At 67.7% G+C, this 18,684-nt stretch carries 23 protein-coding genes and 1 pseudogene; 8 read left to right on the top strand and 16 right to left on the bottom strand.

Annotation, left to right across the window (positions count from 1 at the left end):
• The first annotated feature begins 3 nt into the window (after window positions 1-3).
• Genes PJ250_RS13280 through PJ250_RS13260 form a run of 5 tightly spaced genes read left to right on the top strand, consistent with a single transcriptional unit; the run spans window position 4 to window position 4,517 of the window.
• Window positions 4-1,437: a peptidylprolyl isomerase gene (locus PJ250_RS13280; protein WP_271645063.1), complete on the top strand. Its 1,434-nt coding sequence runs from the start codon at window positions 4-6 to the stop codon at window positions 1,435-1,437.
• A gap of 6 nt (window positions 1,438-1,443) precedes the next feature.
• Window positions 1,444-2,418 (top strand): 4-hydroxythreonine-4-phosphate dehydrogenase PdxA, encoded by a 975-nt coding sequence (gene pdxA, locus PJ250_RS13275; RefSeq protein WP_271645062.1) that lies wholly within the window; start codon window positions 1,444-1,446, stop codon window positions 2,416-2,418.
• 3 nt (window positions 2,419-2,421) lie between these two features.
• Window positions 2,422-3,249 (top strand): 16S rRNA (adenine(1518)-N(6)/adenine(1519)-N(6))-dimethyltransferase RsmA, encoded by an 828-nt coding sequence (gene rsmA, locus PJ250_RS13270; protein ID WP_271645061.1) that lies wholly within the window; start codon window positions 2,422-2,424, stop codon window positions 3,247-3,249.
• 22 nt (window positions 3,250-3,271) lie between these two features.
• A complete protein-coding gene (gene apaG, locus PJ250_RS13265) occupies window positions 3,272-3,652 on the top strand; it encodes a Co2+/Mg2+ efflux facilitator ApaG/CorD (RefSeq protein ID WP_271645060.1) in 381 nt (126 codons plus the stop codon).
• A gap of 13 nt (window positions 3,653-3,665) precedes the next feature.
• Complete coding sequence (locus tag PJ250_RS13260) at window positions 3,666-4,517, top strand: symmetrical bis(5'-nucleosyl)-tetraphosphatase (protein ID WP_271645058.1); 852 nt, start codon at window positions 3,666-3,668, stop codon at window positions 4,515-4,517.
• Here the strand turns inward: PJ250_RS13260 and PJ250_RS13255 are convergent.
• From PJ250_RS13255 to PJ250_RS13215, 9 genes are all read right to left on the bottom strand, one after another.
• Window positions 4,514-5,011 carry a dihydrofolate reductase gene (locus PJ250_RS13255; protein ID WP_271645057.1) on the bottom strand — a complete coding sequence of 166 codons (498 nt, stop codon included), beginning with the start codon at window positions 5,009-5,011 and terminating at the stop codon, window positions 4,514-4,516. The two genes, PJ250_RS13260 and PJ250_RS13255, sit on opposite strands and share 4 nt — an antisense overlap.
• A gap of 8 nt (window positions 5,012-5,019) precedes the next feature.
• The gene (locus PJ250_RS13250) at window positions 5,020-5,814 is read right to left on the bottom strand and encodes a thymidylate synthase (protein WP_271645056.1); all 795 of its coding nucleotides are present in this window, start codon (window positions 5,812-5,814) and stop codon (window positions 5,020-5,022) included.
• Window positions 5,814-6,713 (bottom strand): prolipoprotein diacylglyceryl transferase, encoded by a 900-nt coding sequence (gene lgt, locus PJ250_RS13245; protein ID WP_271645055.1) that lies wholly within the window; start codon window positions 6,711-6,713, stop codon window positions 5,814-5,816. Before lgt ends, PJ250_RS13250 begins: the two co-directional genes overlap by 1 nt.
• Window positions 6,714-6,826: 113 nt before the next feature.
• On the bottom strand, window positions 6,827-7,396 hold the full coding sequence (locus PJ250_RS13240; protein ID WP_271645053.1) for a hypothetical protein: 570 nt from the start codon (window positions 7,394-7,396) through the stop codon (window positions 6,827-6,829).
• Window positions 7,397-7,616: 220 nt separating this feature from the next.
• On the bottom strand, window positions 7,617-8,108 hold the full coding sequence (locus tag PJ250_RS13235; protein ID WP_271645051.1) for a TPM domain-containing protein: 492 nt from the start codon (window positions 8,106-8,108) through the stop codon (window positions 7,617-7,619).
• Window positions 8,108-9,004, bottom strand: coding sequence for a TPM domain-containing protein (locus PJ250_RS13230; protein ID WP_271648638.1), 897 nt, complete (start codon window positions 9,002-9,004; stop codon window positions 8,108-8,110). The genes PJ250_RS13235 and PJ250_RS13230 overlap by 1 nt, the downstream gene beginning before the upstream one ends.
• A gap of 17 nt (window positions 9,005-9,021) precedes the next feature.
• Complete coding sequence (locus tag PJ250_RS13225; RefSeq protein WP_271645050.1) at window positions 9,022-9,690, bottom strand: LemA family protein; 669 nt, start codon at window positions 9,688-9,690, stop codon at window positions 9,022-9,024.
• A 92-nt stretch (window positions 9,691-9,782) separates the two neighbouring features.
• Window positions 9,783-10,532, bottom strand: a complete 750-nt coding sequence (locus tag PJ250_RS13220; protein WP_271645048.1) for a TerC family protein — start codon at window positions 10,530-10,532, stop codon at window positions 9,783-9,785.
• Window positions 10,533-10,546: 14 nt separating this feature from the next.
• Window positions 10,547-10,951: a diacylglycerol kinase gene (locus tag PJ250_RS13215; protein WP_271645046.1), complete on the bottom strand. Its 405-nt coding sequence runs from the start codon at window positions 10,949-10,951 to the stop codon at window positions 10,547-10,549.
• Between the two features lie 188 nt (window positions 10,952-11,139).
• On the opposite strand from PJ250_RS13215, the gene PJ250_RS13210 reads away from it, so the two are divergent.
• Window positions 11,140-11,877: an SGNH/GDSL hydrolase family protein gene (locus tag PJ250_RS13210; RefSeq protein WP_271645045.1), complete on the top strand. Its 738-nt coding sequence runs from the start codon at window positions 11,140-11,142 to the stop codon at window positions 11,875-11,877.
• 16 nt (window positions 11,878-11,893) lie between these two features.
• Here the strand turns inward: PJ250_RS13210 and PJ250_RS13205 are convergent, their stop codons facing one another.
• Window positions 11,894-12,832: an isoaspartyl peptidase/L-asparaginase family protein gene (locus PJ250_RS13205; RefSeq protein WP_271645044.1), complete on the bottom strand. Its 939-nt coding sequence runs from the start codon at window positions 12,830-12,832 to the stop codon at window positions 11,894-11,896.
• Between the two features lie 63 nt (window positions 12,833-12,895).
• Window positions 12,896-14,044 (bottom strand): sensor histidine kinase, encoded by a 1,149-nt coding sequence (locus PJ250_RS13200; RefSeq protein ID WP_271645042.1) that lies wholly within the window; start codon window positions 14,042-14,044, stop codon window positions 12,896-12,898.
• Window positions 14,045-14,072: 28 nt separating this feature from the next.
• Between PJ250_RS13200 and PJ250_RS13195 the strand changes: the two genes are divergently transcribed.
• A complete protein-coding gene (locus tag PJ250_RS13195) occupies window positions 14,073-14,243 on the top strand; it encodes a hypothetical protein (protein ID WP_271645041.1) in 171 nt (56 codons plus the stop codon).
• Here PJ250_RS13195 and PJ250_RS13190 read toward each other — a convergent pair.
• Complete coding sequence (locus tag PJ250_RS13190) at window positions 14,219-14,920, bottom strand: response regulator transcription factor (protein WP_271645040.1); 702 nt, start codon at window positions 14,918-14,920, stop codon at window positions 14,219-14,221. The two genes, PJ250_RS13195 and PJ250_RS13190, sit on opposite strands and share 25 nt — an antisense overlap.
• 185 nt (window positions 14,921-15,105) lie before the next feature.
• Here PJ250_RS13190 and PJ250_RS20615 point away from each other — a divergent pair.
• Window positions 15,106-15,448 (top strand): annotated as a pseudogene (locus tag PJ250_RS20615) (DMT family protein).
• Between the two features lie 21 nt (window positions 15,449-15,469).
• Here PJ250_RS20615 and mazG read toward each other — a convergent pair.
• Genes mazG through nudE form a run of 4 tightly spaced genes read right to left on the bottom strand, consistent with a single transcriptional unit; the run spans window position 15,470 to window position 18,541 of the window.
• Window positions 15,470-16,306, bottom strand: coding sequence for a nucleoside triphosphate pyrophosphohydrolase (gene mazG / locus PJ250_RS13180; RefSeq protein WP_271645038.1), 837 nt, complete (start codon window positions 16,304-16,306; stop codon window positions 15,470-15,472).
• A 42-nt stretch (window positions 16,307-16,348) separates the two neighbouring features.
• Complete coding sequence (locus tag PJ250_RS13175) at window positions 16,349-17,194, bottom strand: EamA family transporter (RefSeq protein ID WP_271645037.1); 846 nt, start codon at window positions 17,192-17,194, stop codon at window positions 16,349-16,351.
• A gap of 7 nt (window positions 17,195-17,201) precedes the next feature.
• Window positions 17,202-17,996, bottom strand: a complete 795-nt coding sequence (gene cysQ, locus PJ250_RS13170) for a 3'(2'),5'-bisphosphate nucleotidase CysQ (protein WP_271645035.1) — start codon at window positions 17,994-17,996, stop codon at window positions 17,202-17,204.
• Window positions 17,993-18,541 (bottom strand): ADP compounds hydrolase NudE, encoded by a 549-nt coding sequence (gene nudE, locus PJ250_RS13165; RefSeq protein ID WP_271645034.1) that lies wholly within the window; start codon window positions 18,539-18,541, stop codon window positions 17,993-17,995. Before nudE ends, cysQ begins: the two co-directional genes overlap by 4 nt.
• Window positions 18,542-18,684 lie beyond the last annotated feature (143 nt).

Raw genomic sequence — 18,684 nt, 5'->3', positions numbered from 1 at the left:
TCCATGACCATTCGAACCCTCTTCGCCGCCGGCCTGCTGGCCGCATCCGTCATTGCCGCCCCCCTGCACGCCCAGCAGGCCCAGCCGTTGGATGGCATCGCCGCCGTGGTCAACGACGATGTCGTCCTGCAGAGCGAGCTGGACCGCGCAGTGGCCAACGTCAACGCCCAGTACGCCAGCAACCCCGGCCAGCTGCCGCCCCCGGACGTGTTGCGCCGGCAGGTGCTTGAGCGCCTGGTCCTGGTCAAGCTGCAGGTCCAGCGCGCGCAGGAAAACGGCATCCGCGTCAGCGACGAGGAAGTCAACAATGCCGTCGGCGCGGTCGCCCAGCAGAACGGCACCACCGTCGATGGCCTGCGCCAGCGCCTGGCCGCCGACGGCCTGTCCTTCGATGAATTCCGCGCCTCGCTGAAGGATGAGATCACCGTCCAGCGCCTGCGCCAGAGCTATGGCCAGAGTCGCATCCGGGTCAGCGAAGCCGAGGTCGACGCCGCGCTCAAGGCCCAGGCCAATGGCGTGCAGTATCACCTGGCCCACATCCTGATCGGCCTGCCCGAGGGTGCCACGGCCGAGCAGATCGCCACCGCCCAGAAGAAGGTGGACGGCGTCAAGGGCCTGCTCGATCGCAACGAAATGGATTTCGCCGCCGCCGCCGTGCGCTATTCCGACAGCCCCAACGCACTGGAAGGCGGCGACCTGGGCTGGCGCAGCCAGGATGAAATCCCGGTCGCCTTCGTCAACACGCTCAAGGGCATGCAACCGGGCCAGGTGGTCGGCCCGATCCGCGGTCCGTCCGGCTTCCAGTTGCTCAAGCTGGTGGAGACCCGCGACGCCTCCCAGGCGCAGCCGCAGATGGTCACCGAGTACCACGCCCGGCACATCCTGGTCCGCATCACCGAACTGCAGGATGCGAACGCGGCCAAGGCCAAGATCGACACCCTGCGCGCCCGCATCACCGGCGGCGCGGATTTCGCCGAGGTGGCCAAGGAGTCCTCCGAGGACGCCAACACCAACAACGATGGCGGCGAGTTGGGCTGGTTCACCGCCGACCAGTTCGGCCCGGACTTCGGCCAGCAGCTGACCTCGCTGCAGGATGGGCAGGTCAGCCAGCCCTTCCGCACCGAGGCCGGCTGGCACATCGTCCAGCGCGAAGGCACGCGCCAGTCCGACGTGACCGAAAAGAACCGTCGTGCGCAGGTGCGTGACACCATCGGCCGCCGCAAGCTGGAAGAGGAATACAACCGCTACCTGCTCGAGCTGCGTGGCGAGGCCTATGTCAGCTTCCGCACCGGCAATGCCGCGATCGACAGCGCGACGCCCGATACCGTGATGAGCGCTCCGGGCGCTGCCGAAGAAGCCGCCAAGGCCGGCAAGAAGCGTGGCGGCAGCAGCGACAGCGAGGTGCCGGGTTCGGCTGCATCCTCGCAGATGCCGTAAACACACATGATCCCCACGCTCGCGCTGGTGCCGGGCGAGCCGGCCGGGATCGGGCCAGAGCTTTGCATCCGCCTGGCCCAGACCCTGCGGCAAGACTGCCGGCTGGTGACCTTCGGCGATGGCGACACGCTGCGTGCCGCTGCCCAGGCGCTTGACCTGCCGCTTCAGCTGCTCGGACCCGACGAGGTCCCGCAGAAGCCGGGCGATCTGCCGCTCATCTCGATCTCCAACGCCGTTCCATCCCGCTTTGGTGTTCCCGAGCCCCGGAATGCCGCCGCCGTGATCGGCGCGCTCACGGCCGCTGCAGATGGCTGCGTGAGCGGCCGGTTCGCCGGCGTGGTCACCGGCCCGGTGCACAAGGCGATCATCAACGACGGCGGCATCGCCTATACCGGCACCACCGAACTGCTGGCCCGGCACGCCGGGTGCGAGGTGGTGATGATGCTCGCCAACGACATCGTCCGCGTGGCCCTGGTCACCACCCATCTCCCGCTGCGCGCCGTCCCCGACGCGATCACCGAGACCGCGCTACGTCACGCCGTGGATACCACGATGATGGCCCTGCGCCGTGACTTCGGTATCGCCGCCCCGCGCCTGGCCGTGCTGGGCCTCAATCCCCACGCCGGGGAGGAGGGACATCTCGGGCGCGAGGAACTGGACCTGATCATCCCGGTCATGGAGCGGCTGCGCGCGCAGGGACACGACCTGATCGGTCCGCTGCCAGCCGATACCGCGTTCCTGCCCGACAAGCTGCGCGGATGCGACGCGGTGCTGGCGATGTACCACGACCAGGGGCTGCCCGTCCTCAAGTACAGCGGCTTCGAGCAGGCCGTGAACCTGACCCTGGGCCTGCCCTACCCACGCGTGGCGGTCGATCACGGCACCGCCCTGCCGCTGGCCGGGAAAGGCATCGCGGACCCCTCCAGCCTGTTTGCCGCCGTGCGTACCTGCGCGGCCATGGCCGCGCGCCGTACACTCTGAATCATGACCTCTTCGCATTCCGCCGACCGGCCCGGCTTCGTGCTGCCGGCAAAAAAGGCGCTGGGCCAGCATTTCCTGCACGAGCGCCATTACATCGACCGCATCGTGCACGCCGTGGACCCCAAGCCGGGCGACACGCTGGTGGAGATCGGCCCGGGACAGGGCGCGATCACCTTTCCGCTCCTGCGCCGACATGGCGCGCTGACCGCCATCGAGTTCGATCGCGACCTGATTGCACCGCTCACCGCTGCGGCGCAGGAGATCGGCACATTGACCATCGTCCATCGCGACGTGCTGTCGGTGGACTTCACCGAGCTGGCCGCAGGGCGCAAGCTGCGCCTGGTCGGCAACCTGCCCTACAACCTGTCCTCGCCGATCCTGTTCCATGCACTGGACCACGCCGCGGCCATCGCCGACATGCACTTCATGCTGCAGAAGGAAGTCGTGGACCGCATGGCCGCCGGCCCGGGCAGCAAGGTCTACGGACGCCTGAGCGTGATGCTGCAGGCCTACTGCGACATCGTCCCGCTGTTCGTCGTGCCGCCGGGGGCCTTCAGTCCGCCGCCCAAGGTCGACTCGGCCGTGGTCCGCATGATTCCAAAGGATCCGGCCCGGATCACGGTGCGCGCGCCGGAGCGGCTGGCGACCGTGGTTCGCGCCGCCTTCGGCCAGCGCCGCAAGACCTTGCGTAATGCCCTGTCCACCGTATGCGATGTCGCCGCCATCGAAGCGGCAGGCATCCGCCCGGACATGCGCGCCGAACAGGTCGACGTAGCCGATTTCATCACCCTGGCCAACCAGCTCCACGCCGCGCAAGTCGAACAGCCTTGATCGTTTGAAATACACTGTCGGCATGAGCACCACCGAATACGCCATCGATGTCGACGTGGCGACCCGCTTCCTGGAGGAGCGGTCCGAGCCGGACAACGGCCAGTACGTCTTCGCCTACACCATCGTGATCCGCAACCGCGGCAGCAAGCCTGCGCGCCTGGTGGCGCGCCACTGGGTGATCACCGACGCCAACGGCAAGGTCGACCAGGTCGATGGCGAAGGCGTGGTCGGCGAACAGCCACGGCTGCGGCCAGGCGAGCAGTTCAAGTACACCTCCGGCGCGGTGCTGGAAACCGACCACGGCACCATGCGCGGCAGCTACGACATGGTGGCCGACGACGGCACGCACTTCGACGCACCCATTGCGCCATTCGCGCTGTCGGTGCCCCGCACCCTGCACTGACGGAACGCACGACATGGCGGTCTGGGCCATCGGCGACCTGCAGGGCTGTTACGACGCCACCGCACGGCTGCTGGAAAAACTGAACTTCGATCCCGCACGCGACCGTGCGTGGTTTTGCGGCGACCTGGTCAACCGTGGCGGCCAGTCGCTGGAGACCTTGCGCCTGGTGTATTCGCTGCGTGACTCGTCCGAGGTGGTGCTGGGCAACCATGACCTGTCACTGCTGGCGATCGGCACGCGCACCGAGGAAGAGCAGCGCAAGGTCAATCCGGACCTGGGCCGCGTCGTGCAGGCGCACGACCGCGACACGCTGCTCGAATGGCTGCGCCACCGCGAACTGGTGCACGTCGACCGCGAGCTGGGCTGGATGATGCTGCATGCCGGCATGGCGCCGCGCTGGACCTGCACCGCGGCCGAAGGCTATGCGCGCGAAGTGGAAAAACAGCTGCGCGGACCAGGCTTCCGCAAGCTGATGCGCAGCATGTACGGCGACAAACCCAACTGGTCCACCGGACTGGCCGGACCCGACCGGTGGCGCGCCATCATCAACGTGCTGACCCGGATGCGCTACTGCACGCCACGCGGCCGCATTGCCGTGGAGGAAAAAGGCATGCCCGGGACCCAGGCCCAGGGGCTGTATCCCTGGTTCGATGTCCCCGGGCGGGAGCTACGTGAACTCAAGATCGTCTGCGGCCACTGGTCCACGCTGGGCCTGATGCTCGGCTTTGGCGTGCATGCCATCGACACCGGCGCGGTCTGGGGCGGCAAGCTCACCGCGCTGCAGCTGGACAGCGACGAACTGCGCCTGGTGCAGGTGCCCGGTCGCGATGTCGAAGCGCCGGCCGCGCTTCCCCGCCGCGCTTAGCGCGTTCTGGCGTAGTCCACGAATTCAAACGCGAACGCATGCCTGGCATCGGCCGCATGCGCTTCACGCGAGGTCACCTGCCACTGCGCGGCATCGAAACGCGGGAAAAAGGCGTCGGCGCCGGCCACCTCGGTCTCCACGTGGGTCAGGTGCAGGACGTCGGCCTGCGGCAGGACAAGCGCGTAGACCTCGCCACCGCCGATCACGCACAGTTCCTCGGCGCCTTCCGCCTCGGCTTGCCGCAGCGCGGAGGCAACGGAGTCGACTGCCACCATGCCTTCGAACGGCACTTGCCCACTGCGCGTCAGCACCAGGTTCAGGCGCCCCGGCAACGCGCGGCCCAGCGACTGCGCCGTCTTGCGCCCCATCAGCACCGGCTTGCCCAGGGTCAGCGCCTTGAAGCGTTTGAGATCGTCAGGCAACCGCCACGGCAGGTCGTTGTCGCGCCCGATGGCGTGGTGGCGGTCCAGCGCGGCGATCAACGAGATCCGCATGCGTCGGTTCAGACCGCCACCGGCGCCTTGATCGCCGGATGCGGGTCGTAGCCGAGGATCTCGATATCGTCGAAAGTGAAGCCGAACAGGTCGGTCACCTCCGGATTCAGATGCAGCCGGGGCAGCGCGCGCGGCGTGCGGCTCAGCTGCTCGCGCGCCTGTTCGAAATGATTCGAATACAGATGCGCGTCGCCCAGCGTGTGCACGAAATCGCCTACGCCCAAGCCGGTGGCCTGCGCCACCATGTGGGTCAGCAGCGCATAGCTGGCGATGTTGAACGGCACGCCCAGGAAGATGTCGCCGCTGCGCTGATACAGCTGGCAGCTGAGCTTGCCGTCGACCACGTAGAACTGGAACAGGCTGTGGCACGGCATCAGTGCCATCTGCGGCAACTCGGCCACGTTCCAGGCGCTGATCACCAGCCGGCGCGAATCGGGATTGCGCTTGATCTCCTCTACCAGCCACTGCATCTGATCGATGGTCTGGCCGTTGGCCCCCTCCCAGCTGCGCCATTGCTTGCCGTAGACCGGACCGAGGTTGCCGTCCGCATCGGCCCACTCGTCCCAGATGCTGACCTTGTTGTCCTTCAGGTAGGCGATGTTGGTGTCGCCCTGCAGGAACCACAGCAGCTCGTGGATGATCGAGCGCAGGTGCAGCTTCTTGGTGGTGACCAGCGGGAAGCCTTCATTCAGGTCGAAGCGCATCTGCCAGCCGAACACGCTGCGCGTGCCGGTGCCGGTGCGGTCGGACTTCTCGGCACCATGCTCAAGCACGTGCTGCAGCAACTCCAGGTACTGGCGCATCAGTGCGCTCCGGCCGGCGTGGCGGCAGCCGGCGGCGCCGGCTGCAAGGTGGGTGCGCGGCGCGAAAGCCACAGCAGGAACAGGCCCAGCGCGATCAACGGCAGGCTCAGCACTTGCCCCATCGTGACCCAGCCGAAGGCCAGGTAGCCCAGCTGCGCATCGGGCACGCGCACCAGCTCGACCACGAAGCGCGACAACCCGTACAGCAGCGCGAACAGGCCCGAGACCGCGTAGCGCGGGCGCGGCTTCATGGAGAACACCCACAGCACCAGGAACATCAGCACGCCTTCCAGCGCCGCTTCATACAGCTGCGACGGGTGCCGCGCGTATTGGTTGAGCGCGCCGGCGGCGTACTGTGCCTGGAGCTGGGCCTGGGTTAGGTGCTGGTCGTAGATGGCCGGGTCGGTGCTCGGAAAGATCACCCCCCAGCTGCCGTCGGTGTACTTGCCCCACAGCTCGCCGTTGATGAAGTTGGCCAACCGACCCAGCCCGAGGCCGGCGGGCACCAGCGGCGCCACGAAATCCATCGTGTCGAAGAAATGCAGGCGATGCTTGCGCGTCCACAGCCACGCGGCCAGCAGCACGCCCAGCAGGCCGCCATGGAAGCTCATGCCGCCTTCCCAGACCTTGAAGATCTTCAGCGGACTGTCCAGGTAGACCGGCAGGTCATAGAACAGGATGTAGCCGATGCGGCCGCCCAGGACCACGCCCAGCATCGCGTAGAAGGCCAGATCCGAGAAATGCTCCAGGTTCACGCCGGGCAGGCGTCCGGAGAGAATCCTGCTGCGCCCGAGGAACCAGGCCGCGGCGAAGGACAGCGCATAGGCGATGCCGTACCAGTGGACGTCGACCGGGCCGATCGAGAAGGCGATGGGGTCGAACTGGTGCAGATAGATCATGCGTCACGGGCGGCGGCGGAACAGACGCCATTTTGCCGCACACAGCTCCCCCCCGCATGGACGGCGATGCAACGCCGCGGCCCAATGAGCCGCACGGCGGGAAAATCGGAGCTCTACTGGGCCGGCCCCTGGTCCACCACGGGCGCTGGCGAACGCAGGCGGAACAGGCGCAACCCGGCGACCTGCAAGGCCGCCTGGGCCTGCTCAGCCAGCGATTCGTCGCCCGCCAGCCAGGATTCGACCAGACCGCGATCGCTGCGGCAGGCCAGCAGCAGCTCGTGTGCCGGCACCGCGCCGCTGGCGTGGGCCACATCGCGCAGAAATGCATGACGCAGCTTCAGTGAACCCAGCAGCGCCAGCACCGTCTGCACCAGGATGAAGGCGCCCAGCCCCCAGGCCGCCTCGCCGATGCCCGCAGCCGTACTGAGCCAGGCGAAGGCCACGCAGGCAATGGCGCGCATGAAGGTGGCACGCTCGTTCTCGCCCGGGAACACCCAACGCCGGTGGCAGAGGTATTCGAACCAGGTCAGCACCAGCGCCAGCGCCGCCAGGACGTTGCAGCCCGCCGCGACCAGGGCGCTCGACGCCGCGACAGCGACGGCCAGTTCGCGATGACGGGGACGCAGCGCGGCGCTGTACAGCGCGGGCAGACGGGACAAGGTGTCGGCAATGGCGGGATGCATGGCGGGTCCTGGCGGGACGAAGGCACACCCACGAAGACGGCGCACCGAGCGCGGGTGGGGCGACGATCGCGCCCTGTCTGGACGATGCATGAAGCGTGCCGCGACTCGGCCAGACCCTGGATTCTGCCCCAGCCCACCATTGCAGTGAAGACAACGTGATGAAAATCAGCTAACCAGCACGGCAACTGTGGTGGAGTTCACACCCTGCCGGCGCGCCCGCTTAGTTCAGGATGGTGGGCAGATCCGGCAATTCGTTGTCATCCGGAGTGCCCTGATCCGCAGGAAAGTGACGCGCCAGATGCAGCGACGTCGCGCGCACGCCCTCGATGATGGCGGCCTCCGGCGTGCCGGCCCGCATGCCCGCCTCGATCCGGCCACAGACTTCACGCCATTCCACCTCGGTCACACGCCCTTCCAGGCCCCGGTCGGCGACGATCTCGATCCTATGATCGGCCAGCAGCAGGTAGATCAGCACGCCGTTATTGGCCTCGGTGTCCCACGTCCGCAGCCGTCCGAACGCCGCGTACGCCGCATCGCGCGCCTGCAGCCCGCGGCGGACGGCGCCGAGCGCCAGCCCGGGTTCGACCGCGAACATCACCTCACCGGTATGGGTCCGCTCGCCCTCGGCGATCGCCGCGGCGATGCGCTGGAGGCTTTCGGCCGGGAACAGTCGATGCGCCGACGGTGGAAACAGATGGCGAAACCAGCGCATCACCAGCTCCCCGAGGCGCCACCGCCTCCGGACATGCCACCGCCACCGCTCCAGCCACCACCACCGCCGCCAAAACCGCCTCCCCCGAAGCCGCCTCCTCCGAATCCGCCGCCGCCCCAGCCACCAAAGCCACCGGGTCCGGCGAAGCGCCCCCCCGAGCCGCCTCCCATCAGCCCCATGATCAGGCCGATGAAACCCGCCAGACCGCCCACCAGGAACAACGAGGACAGCAGCCACGCCACGCCGCCGCCGACCGCGCCACCGGCGATGGCCCTGATCGGGCGCGGCGTTCCCCGCAGGAACACCCGCACCACGTTGGCCACGATCAGCCCGACGATCAGTCCGAACATCCAGTTGCCGCCGCTGGCGCGCGGCCGCTCGCTGTGCGTGCTCTGCGGCTCGGGCAACGGCTCGCCATCGACCAGCTTGACCAGCACGCCGGTGGCCTCCGCCAGTCCTCCTGCGTAGTCCCCCTGGCCGAACCGCGGCACGAGGTATTCCTGGATGATCCGGTTGGCGATCGCATCGGGAATCGCCCCCTCCAGCCCGTAGCCCGGCTGGATGCGGACGCGGCGGTCGTCCTTGGCGACGACCAGCAGCACCGCGTCATCCACGCCCTTGCGGCCGAGCTTCCACTGATCGAATACGCGTTGGGTGTACTGCTCGATGGTTTCCGGCGCGGTAGTGGGCACCATCAGTACCTGCAACTGCGCGCCCTTGCGCTGCTGCAGGGCCAGGGCCTGCTGGCGCAACGCATCGGCCTGGCTGGCGGACAGCGTGCCGGTGGTGTCGATCACCGGCGCGTCCAGCGATGGAATCGCGGCGTCCTGCGCCAGGGCCGGCCAAGCCAGCGCGCAGAGCAGGCCCAGGACCCATCGCAGCATCCGGCCGCGCAGCGGCATCCGGGATGTCCTTATTGCGCCGGGGCAGGAGATGGCGCCGGCGCCTGGCTGGTGGCGGGCTCGGTTGTGGCGGGCGCCTGGGGCTGCACGGGCGCTGGCTGACTGAAGTCAACGGTCGGCGCCTGCGAAAGCTGGGCCTCGTTGGCCACCGAGAAATTGGGCTTCTCCTTGGCGCCGGTGACCTTTGCCGTCAGCACCTGCGGGAACTGGCGGATATAGGTGTTGTAGTCCTGAACGGCCTGGATGTAACGGCCGCGCGCGACGGTGATGCGGTTCTCGGTGCCTTCCAGCTGCGCCTGCAGGTCACGGAAGTTCTGGTCGGACTTGAGCGTGGGGTAGTTCTCGCTGACCACCAGCAGGCGGCTCAGCGCGCTCCCCAGCTCACCCTGTGCCTGGGAAAACTGCTGTAACGAGGCGGCATCGTCGGCATTGACCTGGATCTTGCCTACTTGAGCCCGGGCATTGGTGACCTCGGTCAGCACCTGGCGCTCCTGCTGCGCGTAGCCCTGCACGGTGCGCACCAGGTTGGGAATCAGATCGGCGCGGCGCTGATACTGGTTGAGGACCTCCGACCAGTTGGCCTTCACGGCCTGATCCTTCTGCTGGATGGTGTTGTAGCCGCACCCGGCCAACAGGCCAAGGGTCGCGAGCAGCAAGATCGAACGGATGAGGCTGCGCATGGTGCGTGGGCTCCTGTGTTCCGGCACGGGCGGCGCGACCGGCCGCGAGGGTCACACTATGAACAGGGCGACATGAAGACCTCGTTGCAGCCCTAGAACTCGCCCGCACCCTTGATGCCGTGCTGTGCCGCGCGGCGCCGCATCCACAGGTTGAGGCTCTCGACCAGCGCCGAGAAGCCCATGGCGAAGTACACATAGGCCTTAGGCACATGCAGCTCGAGGCCATCGAGCACCAGCACCACGCCCACCAGCACGATGAACGCCAGCGCCAGCATCTTGACCGTCGGATTGGCGTCGATGAAGCGCCCCAGCGGATTGGCCGCCAGCAGCATCATCAGCACCGCCAGCACGATGGCCGCGACCATGATCGGGATGTCCTTGGCAAAGCCGACCGCGGTGATCACCGAGTCCAGCGAGAACACGATGTCGATGATCGCGATCTGCAGGATCACCAGTCCGAAGACCGAGGACACCTTGGTCGTGGACGGATCCTCGTCCTCGCCGCCGCTGACCAGCTCGCGGATTTCCATGATCCCCTTCACCACCAGGAACACGCCGCCGACGATCAGGATCAGATCGCGTACCGAGATGCCCATGCCGGCGACCGTGAACAGATCCGAGCTCATCCGGGCCAGATAGGCCAGCGAGATGAGCAGCGCGATGCGGGTCAGGCAGGCCACCGCAATGCCGAGCTTGCGTGCACCGGCGCGGCGCGCTTCGGGCAGGCGGCTGACGGCGATGGAGATGAACACCAGATTGTCGATGCCCAGCACGATCTCCAGCGTGCTGAGCGTCAGCAGCGTCAGCCACGACTGGGGGTCGGCGAGGAATTCGAGGTTCATGCAGGGGGTAGGTCCTAAAGCGAGGGGGAGAACAACAACAGGTACAGACGCGGCCCGAGGATCAGGCCCCAGCAGAGCAGCACGTTGAGCATGGCCATCAAGACCGCGGCCGATCCCATGTCCTTGGCGCGGCCGGCGAGCTCGTGAAACTCCGCCCCGTAGCGCTCGATGACCGCCTCGATGGCCGAATTCAGCAGCTCCACGCCCAGCACCAGCAGCAGGCATCCCACCAGCAGCGCCCGCTCCACGCCGGTACTGCCCCACCAGAGGCCCAGCGGCGCAAGAATCACGCACAAGAGCACTTCCAGACGGAAGGAGGACTCGTATAGCCAGGCCGCCCGCAGCCCCAGCCAGGACCAGCGCGCGGCCTTCAGAATCCGGGCCGGACCACGCGGGGTATGCCCGTAGAGATCGGCCACGCTCAGGCGCCCCGGCCGTGCGGCGGCGCCGGCCCGAAGACCGGGAACGGAACAGAATCGATGGACATCAGGCCGCTCGTGTCGCGCAAGGCCGGTGATTTTGCCATATCGCCACACCGGGCCGGATTTGCAACGCCAAGGCCAGCCTGCTCCACTGGCGCCCGGTTTGTATTCCGGGAGGACGTTGCATGGGTATGAAGTCAGGTCTTGTCTGCGCCGCGTTGGCGGCCGTCCTGCTGGGCGGTTGCGCCCAGGCACCGGTGGCAACCGTGCCACCGCCCGCGCCAGCGCCGGCGCAGCCACCTGAAGTGGCCAGTGGGCAGGTCTCCAATGCGGCCTGGGCCGCGGACATGGATCACTTCGCCGCGCAGGACGCCGCCAATCCGCCGCCCCGCGACGCGGTGTTGTTCATCGGCAGCTCGTCGATCCGCAAATGGACCTCACTGGCCCAGGACTTCCCGGAGGCCACCGTGATCAACCGCGGCTTCGGTGGCTCGGAGGTCCGCGACAGCACCTATTACGCCGACCGCATCGTGGTGCCCTACCACCCGCGCAAGATCGTCTTCTATGCCGGCGACAACGATCTGGCGGCCGGGCGCAGCCCGCAACAGGTCGCCGCGGACGTGGCGGCGTTCGTCCAACGCATCCGGCGTGACCTGCCGGGCGAACCGGTGGTCTATGTCGCGATCAAGCCCAGCCCCTCGCGCGCGAACCTGCTGCCGCAGATCCGTCAGGCCAATGCGCTGATCGAAGCGATGGCCGCCAAGGATCCCGGGCTGACCTTCGTCGACGTGTTCACTCCGATGCTCAAGGCCGACGGCAGCCTGCGACCGGAATTGTTCGGCCCGGACATGCTGCACATGAACGCCGACGGCTACGCGCTGTGGACCCGACTGTTGAAGCCTTACGTCGACGCCGCGCGCTGAGGCGTGCGCACCATGGTCAGTCGCGGAAGATGCGCGTGCAGCGCTGGCCATGGCGGTCGATCCAACCCCGGTACATGCCGGAGGTACTGAACGGCATCGCCAGGTTCCCGGCCGCATCCACCGCGATCGCGCCGCCGTCCCCGCCCAGCGCGGGCACTTCGCCCAGGATCACCGCCTCGCTCGCCTCGGCCAGCGAGGCCCCGCCGTAGGCCATGCGCGCGGCGATGTCGTGTGCCGCCGCACAGCGGATATAGATCTCGCCCCAGCCCGTTGCGGACACCGCGCAACGCGCGTCGGCCCAGGTCCCCGAGCCGATCAGGGGCGAGTCACCGATCCGGCCAAAGCGCTTGTTGGTCATGCCACCGGTGGACGTCGCCGCAGCAAGACGCCCGTGGCGGTCCAGTGCCACCGCGCCGACCGTTCCGAAATAGCGTCCCTTGAGCCCATCGCCAGGCGCAGCCTCGCGGGCCTGCGCCAGCAACAGTTGTGCGTGGCGCGCGGGCGTTCCAAACCAGGCATTCGCAACCCGCTCCAGGTCCGGCAGCCCGTCGGCAAAGCGCTCGGCGCCTTCGCCGGCCAGCAGCACGTGCGCAGAGCGCTCCATGACCGCGCGCGCCAGTCGCACTGGATTGCGCACCGTGCGCACGCCGGCCACCGCGCCTGCACGGCGCGTGTGTCCTTCCATCAACGCGGCGTCCAGTTCGTGGGCGCCCTCGGCCGTGAACACGGCGCCGAACCCGGCATTGAAGCAGGGCGACTCCTCCAGCCGGATCACTGCGGCTTCCACCGCATCCAGCGCGGTTCCGCCATCGCGCAACAGCACGTGCCCCGCCTCAAGCGCCGCGCCCAAGGCCGCATGGATGACCCGCGCCTCGTCGGCGGACAGGGCCTCGGGCTCGATCACCCCAGCCCCGCCGTGGATCGCAAGCACGAAAGGCGCATCGCAGACAGGCATCAACGACTCCGGGTTTGCGCGTCCAGCGCAGGATACCCACCGTGCTCCGGATGTGCCGGGGCGCTAGGGCGCGAAGCGCACCGTCGCGGTCGTGCCCTGGCCCAGCACGCTGGCCAGCTCGACCTTCCAGCCGAAGCGCTGGCACAGGCGGTGCACGATCGACAGGCCCAGGCCGGTGCTGTGCTGGCGTGACTCGTCCACCCGGTAGAACGGTTCGAAGGCGCGCAACATCGCGTCGGAGGTCATGCCGATGCCCGAATCGCGCACCACGAACTGGTCGGTCTCCACGATGACCTCGATCCGGCCCTCGTCGGTATAACTGCAAGCATTGCGCAACAGGTTGCTGACCACCACGTGCATGACCCGCGGCGGGGCGTGCAGGCGCGGCTTGGCATTGCACACGACGGTGAGATCCACCGGCTTGCCGATCAGCAGGTCGCGCGCGCTCTCAGCCTCGTCCAGCACGATCTCGGCCACCCCGAAATCCTCGCTCTGCGGCTCGACATCGGCCTCGCGCGCCAGGATCAGGAAGGCATCGATCACCGCTTCCATCTCGCGGCTCGAGCGCTGGATGCGCTGCAGCGAGCGCACCGCGCGCGGCGGCAACTCTCCGGCCAGCGCCAGGTCGCTGGCGACCCGGATAACGGTCAGCGGCGTGCGCAGTTCGTGGCTGGCGTCGCGGGTGAAATCCCGCTCGCGCGCGACCTGGGCGGCCACGCGCTCGGACAGTCCGCGCAGGGCCACGGCCAGTTGCCGGGCCTCGCCCTGGACTTCCTTTGGCAGGTGTTCGGGTGCCAGCGCCGTGGTGTCCGGCTCGCGCGGATCCCACTGGGCCACCTGCCGGGCCAGCCACGACACCGGCGACACCAGCCGTTTGAAGAAGCGATAGGTCAGATAGGACGCGCCGTAGAGTGCCGCGAGACACAGCAGCAACGGCAAGGTCCCGGACCAGAAGAACAGTCGCTCGGCCTGCGTTCCCAGCCACACCAGATACAGCCGCCCCGGCCCTTTGTCCTCGACCAGCACCAACTCGCGTCCCACGCTGTGCGTGCCTGGCGCCAGGCCGCGCAGCTCATCCGGCAGGGTCAGCTCGGATTGCCCGCGCAGGACCAGATAACCGCGCAAGTCATGGGTGTTCGGGGGCGGTTGCGCCGGCGAAGCGGCGTACAGCCCCCAGAAATGCGAGGCCTCCTCGCGCAGCATGGTCTGCACGAGGCTGTGCTTGATGACGGAAGAGGCAATGAGCACGGTCGCGATCACCGCAAGGCTGGCCAATGCCACCCTCAGGATGAAGGCGATCCTGATGCTGCGTGGAAGTCCGTGGGGCACGACGATCGAATCGAAAGAACCTGGTGTCCAGGCGGGCGCCGTGGCGCCCGCCTGGGTTCAGGTGATGTCAGCGACGCGGTAGCCGGCACTCTGCACGGTATGCAGAAGCGGCTTGTCGAACGGCTTGTCGATCACCTTGCGCAGGTTGTAAAGATGGCTGCGCAGGGTGTCCGAGTCGGGCAGACCATTGCCCCAGATTTCGCGTTCGATCTCTTGACGCGTCACCACGCGCGGCGATTCACGCATCAGGATGGTCAACAGGCGCAGGCCGATCGGCGAGAGCATCAGCTCGGTTCCACCGCGGGTCACGCGCATGCTCACCGGATCCAGGACCAGGTCGGCGACCTTGAGCACCTCCGACCCCACCTGACGACGCTCGCGGCGGATCAGCGCGCGCAGGCGGGCTTCCAGTTCCTGGATGGCGAAGGGCTTGGTGAGGTAATCATCAGCACCGGTGCCCAGGCCGCTGAGCTTGTCGTCCAGGGTGTCGCGCGCAGTCAGCATCAGCACCGGGGTGGACTTGCGGGCCTCGCTGCGCAGGCGGCGGCACACTTCCAGGCCGTCCATGCGCGGCAGCATCAGGTCCAGCACCAACACGTCATAGCTGTTTTCAGTCGCCAGACGATAGCCATCCAGCCCGTCGGACGCGTAATCCACCTCGAATCCCTTGCCTTCGAGGTACTCACCAATCATCTCGGAGATGTTGCGGTTGTCTTCGACAACCAGCACCAGCCCCGAGGTCTCCTGCGCATGCCGCATAGTCAGATCTCCGGAGAAACGCAAACTTCAGGTTTGTGAAACTAAAGAGCCGCCGGTCGACAGCGCGTGAAGACCACAGCGCATAACGGCTCAAGCGAGGCTCGGTTCACCCGGATTCAGCCAAGGACGGCGCTTTGGCGTCATGAGTGGCTGGAGTCGCGCTCCGGCTTCGCAAGCGATCTCCCATGCTCGACCGTGTCCTGACCATCATTGTGCTGCCGGGCTCCGACATTTCCATGACTTTCACCTGGTACGGACACCTCGACTGCACGGCCGTGCCGCTGCTGGTGATCGTGACCATTGGGGCAGCGCCTTCTTCGCGTAAAGCCTGCAGATGCCTGCAAATCGTATGGGCAGCGCGGTTTACCCGGTGGTCCAGCTCAAGACGATCCCGGAGATCATCAGCCAGACCGTGTTCGCGGGATTTCGATCTGGTCGCTGCGCCAACCGCTGAAGTAAAACCACGACGCGGCGTTCGCCCTGATCGTGGGCGCCGCCTTCCTGATGTGCTACGACCCCGGCGCCTGAGGACACCGATCCAGGAAGACTTCAGCCCGCAACTTGGCGCTCGTTGCGCTTGACCCGTTGCCACAGGGCCTCCTGGGCCTCCAGCTCAAGCTCGGCGAACGTGAGGCCATCGCGCTCGGCTTCCGCTTCCATGGCGCGGAAGCGGCGCTCGAACTTGGCATTGGCATGGCGCAAAGCGCTGCCGGCATCGACCTGGGACTTACGGGCCAGGTTGAGGCAGACGAACAGCAGGTCTCCGATCTCGTCCTGTAGGCGCGCCGCGCGATCGGGATCATCGGCGTCGCGCGCCAACTCAGCCCGTACCTCAGCCATTTCCTCCTCGAGCTTGGCCATGACCGGCGCCGGGCTGGGCCAGTCGAAGCCGGTCTTGGCCGCGCGCGACTGCAGCTTGAGCGCACGCTGCCACTCGGGCATGCCGCGCGAGATGGCGGCCAGGGCCGAGGCGTCCTGCTCGCCCTTGCCTGCGCGCTCGATGCGCTTGATCTCCTCCCAGTTCCGCGCCACGTCCGCCGCATCGTCTGCTTGCACGGAGGCGAAGATGTGCGGGTGTCGACGCACCAGCTTGTCGCTGATCGCATCGGCCACCTCGTCGAACTCGAAAGCCCCCTGCTCGGCGGCCATCTGCGCATGGAAGACCACCTGCAGCAGCAGATCGCCCAACTCGTCCTTCAGATCGTCCAGGTCGCCACGGTCGATCGCATCGACGACCTCGTAGGCTTCCTCGATCGTGTAGGGGGCAATCGTGGAGAAATCCTGCGCCAGATCCCAGGGGCAGCCGCGTTGGGGGTCGCGCAGGCGCGCCATGATCGACAGCAGGCGATCGATGGAAGGTGTCTGGACAGGATCTGGCGCAGGCATGGTGTCTCCATGTGGGGGAAGTCACCGCACAGTGTAGGCAGCTCAGGCCAGACGGATGACCACCACGCCGGCCACGATCAGCGCTGCGGCCACAATGCGCGCCGGCGGCAAGCGCTCGCGCAGTCGCAGCGCACCAATGAGCAGCGCGAACAGCACGCTGGTTTCGCGCAGCGCCGACACCAGGCCCACCGCGGCATGCGTGGTCGCCGCGATCACCAGCGTGTAGGCGAGCATCGACATCGCACCGCCGGCCAGGCCCGCGCGCCAGTGCGGCCCCAGCGTGGCGAACACGCGCGGCCCGCGCACCGCCCCCAGCAAGGTCATCGCGACCACGCCGTTGGTAACGAACAACCACGCCGCATAGGACCACGGCGCATCGTTGGCGCGCGCGCCGCTCGCATCGCACAGGGTGTAGGCCGCGATGCAGGCGCTGGTGGCCAGCGCACTGCGCAGCAGTGGCCCGCGCGGCGCACTGGTCCGGCCCCCGCCGCGCAGGGCCATCCAGGCGATCCCCGCCACCAGCAATCCCAGGCCCAGGCTGCCCCACGGCCCCAATGTTTCATCGAGCAGCGCCCAGGCGGCCAGGGCCACGAGCAGCGGCGCCCCGCCCCGCGCCAGCGGATAGGCCTGGCTCAGGTCACCGTGCCGGTAGGCCTGGGCCAGGCATAGGTTGTAGGCGACATGGAGGACGGCCGACAGACCGATCCACAGCCACATCTGTGGCGTCGGCCAGGCGACGAACGGCACCAGGCACAGCGCTGCCAGTCCGGCGCAGGCCTGGATGAGCGAAGCCGAGACGAAGCGGTCCAGCCCCAGCTTGAGCAGCGCGTTCCAGCCGGCGTGGGCCACTGCCGCCAGCAGCACCAGCGCGAACCAGCCGGCGCTCATTCGTGCGCTAGCGCCAGTCCTGCCAAGGCAGCTGCGGGTCGCCCAGCGCCATGAAGTCCCCGTTGAGCAGGGTTTCGCGCCGGTTGTAGCGGAAGGCCCGGCCATCGGGCGCCAGCAGCACGCCGCCGGCAGCCTCCAGGATGCATTGCCCGGCACCGGTGTCCCACTCGCAGGTCGGGCCGAAACGCGGATAGACGTCCAGCGCGCCTTCGGCGATGCGGCAGAACTTCAGCGAGGAGCCCAGCGGGATGGGCTCGGCATCGGGCAACTGGTCGAGGACGGCCTGCGTGCGTGGATCGCGGTGCGAACGGCTCGCCGCTACGCGTAGCGGCGCGTTCGCCGGACGCCGGGTGCGCAGTTCCTGGTCGGTCTGGCCATCCCGGCGCAGCGCACGGTGCCCCGCCTGCGCGTGCCAGATGGTGCCGGTCACCGGCGCCATGATCACTCCGAACACCGGCTGGTGCGCCTCGATCAGGGCGATGTTGACCGTGAACTCGCCATTGCGCTTGACGAACTCGCGGGTGCCGTCGAGGGGATCGACCAGCCAATAGGCATGCCAGTCCTGGCGAGTGGCCCAGGGAATGTCGGCCCCCTCCTCGCTCAGCAGCGGCAGCTCCGGCGTCAACCGGCGCAGGCCGTCGGCGATGATGTGGTGGGCGGCCAGGTCGGCGCGCGTGAGCGGGCTGTTGTCGGCCTTGTGCTCGACATCGAAGTCTTCCGCGTAGACCTGCATGATGGCGGCCGACGCATCGCGGGCGATGGCGATGACCGCCTCGTGCAGGTCTGCGGTGATGCGGCTCATGCCTGGCCCGCCAGCCACTCGCGGGCGATGAACAACGCGGCGAGCGAGCGCCCCTCGGAAAAATCCTCGCGCAGCATCAGCTGATCGAGCGCATCAAGCTTCCACGGCACGACTTCAAGCTCCTCGGGTTCATCGCCGGGCAAACGCTCCGGATACAGGTCGCGCGCCACCACCAGCCACGACTGGTGGCTCATGTAGGTGGGCGCCAGGGTCATCGCACGCAGGACATCCAGGCGACGCGCGCCATAGCCTGCCTCTTCCTTCAACTCGCGGTCGGCCGACTGCGCCGGTGTCTCACCGGCATCCATCCGCCCTTTCACCAGGCCCAGCTCGTAGCGATGCATGCCGGCGGCGTACTCGCGCACCAGCAGCACGGTGTCCTTGTCGAGCATGGGGACCACCACGACGGCACCATGACCTCGCCCGACCTGGCGCTCAAACTGGCGACGCTCGCCGTTGGAGAACTCCAGGTCCAGGCGCTCCATCTGCAGCGGCCCGACATCGTGCCGGGTCACGCCGTGGATGGTGGGCAGCTTGCGGCTCACGCGGATCGCCTGCTGCCGCACGGGGCAGCGGCGGATATCATGGAAGAATGCAGGAAGATCATCAGCCGCGAATCCTAGCAGAGCGGGCCAGCGTTTCCCCGCCTGATCGCCAACCGCCCCGTCCCAGCATGCCGACAGCGGGC

The sequence above is a fragment of the Pseudoxanthomonas sp. JBR18 genome, assembly GCF_028198165.1.
Classification (GTDB): Bacteria; Pseudomonadota; Gammaproteobacteria; order Xanthomonadales; family Xanthomonadaceae; genus Pseudoxanthomonas_A.
The sequence above is the reverse complement of the archived record's forward strand: the minus strand, read 5'-3'. Positions and strand labels throughout refer to the sequence as shown.

Coding starts and splice junctions, on each gene's coding strand:
- PJ250_RS13255 (WP_271645057.1), bottom strand. CDS start 5,011: ATGCGGATCTCGTTGATCGCCGCGCTGGACCGCCACCACGCCATCGGG.
- lgt (WP_271645055.1), bottom strand. CDS start 6,713: ATGATCTATCTGCACCAGTTCGACCCCATCGCCTTCTCGATCGGCCCG.
- apaG (WP_271645060.1), top strand. CDS start 3,272: ATGAGCACCACCGAATACGCCATCGATGTCGACGTGGCGACCCGCTTC.
- PJ250_RS13175 (WP_271645037.1), bottom strand. CDS start 17,194: ATGAGCGCCGGCTGGTTCGCGCTGGTGCTGCTGGCGGCAGTGGCCCAC.
- PJ250_RS13195 (WP_271645041.1), top strand. CDS start 14,073: ATGAGCACGGTCGCGATCACCGCAAGGCTGGCCAATGCCACCCTCAGG.
- pdxA (WP_271645062.1), top strand. CDS start 1,444: ATGATCCCCACGCTCGCGCTGGTGCCGGGCGAGCCGGCCGGGATCGGG.
- PJ250_RS13225 (WP_271645050.1), bottom strand. CDS start 9,690: ATGCGCAGCCTCATCCGTTCGATCTTGCTGCTCGCGACCCTTGGCCTG.
- PJ250_RS13235 (WP_271645051.1), bottom strand. CDS start 8,108: ATGCGCTGGTTTCGCCATCTGTTTCCACCGTCGGCGCATCGACTGTTC.
- PJ250_RS13220 (WP_271645048.1), bottom strand. CDS start 10,532: ATGAACCTCGAATTCCTCGCCGACCCCCAGTCGTGGCTGACGCTGCTG.
- PJ250_RS13240 (WP_271645053.1), bottom strand. CDS start 7,396: ATGCATCCCGCCATTGCCGACACCTTGTCCCGTCTGCCCGCGCTGTAC.
- PJ250_RS13190 (WP_271645040.1), bottom strand. CDS start 14,920: ATGCGGCATGCGCAGGAGACCTCGGGGCTGGTGCTGGTTGTCGAAGAC.
- PJ250_RS13280 (WP_271645063.1), top strand. CDS start 4: ATGACCATTCGAACCCTCTTCGCCGCCGGCCTGCTGGCCGCATCCGTC.
- cysQ (WP_271645035.1), bottom strand. CDS start 17,996: ATGAGCCGCATCACCGCAGACCTGCACGAGGCGGTCATCGCCATCGCC.
- PJ250_RS13250 (WP_271645056.1), bottom strand. CDS start 5,814: ATGCGCCAGTACCTGGAGTTGCTGCAGCACGTGCTTGAGCATGGTGCC.
- PJ250_RS13210 (WP_271645045.1), top strand. CDS start 11,140: ATGGGTATGAAGTCAGGTCTTGTCTGCGCCGCGTTGGCGGCCGTCCTG.
- rsmA (WP_271645061.1), top strand. CDS start 2,422: ATGACCTCTTCGCATTCCGCCGACCGGCCCGGCTTCGTGCTGCCGGCA.
- mazG (WP_271645038.1), bottom strand. CDS start 16,306: ATGCCTGCGCCAGATCCTGTCCAGACACCTTCCATCGATCGCCTGCTG.
- PJ250_RS13205 (WP_271645044.1), bottom strand. CDS start 12,832: ATGCCTGTCTGCGATGCGCCTTTCGTGCTTGCGATCCACGGCGGGGCT.
- PJ250_RS13260 (WP_271645058.1), top strand. CDS start 3,666: ATGGCGGTCTGGGCCATCGGCGACCTGCAGGGCTGTTACGACGCCACC.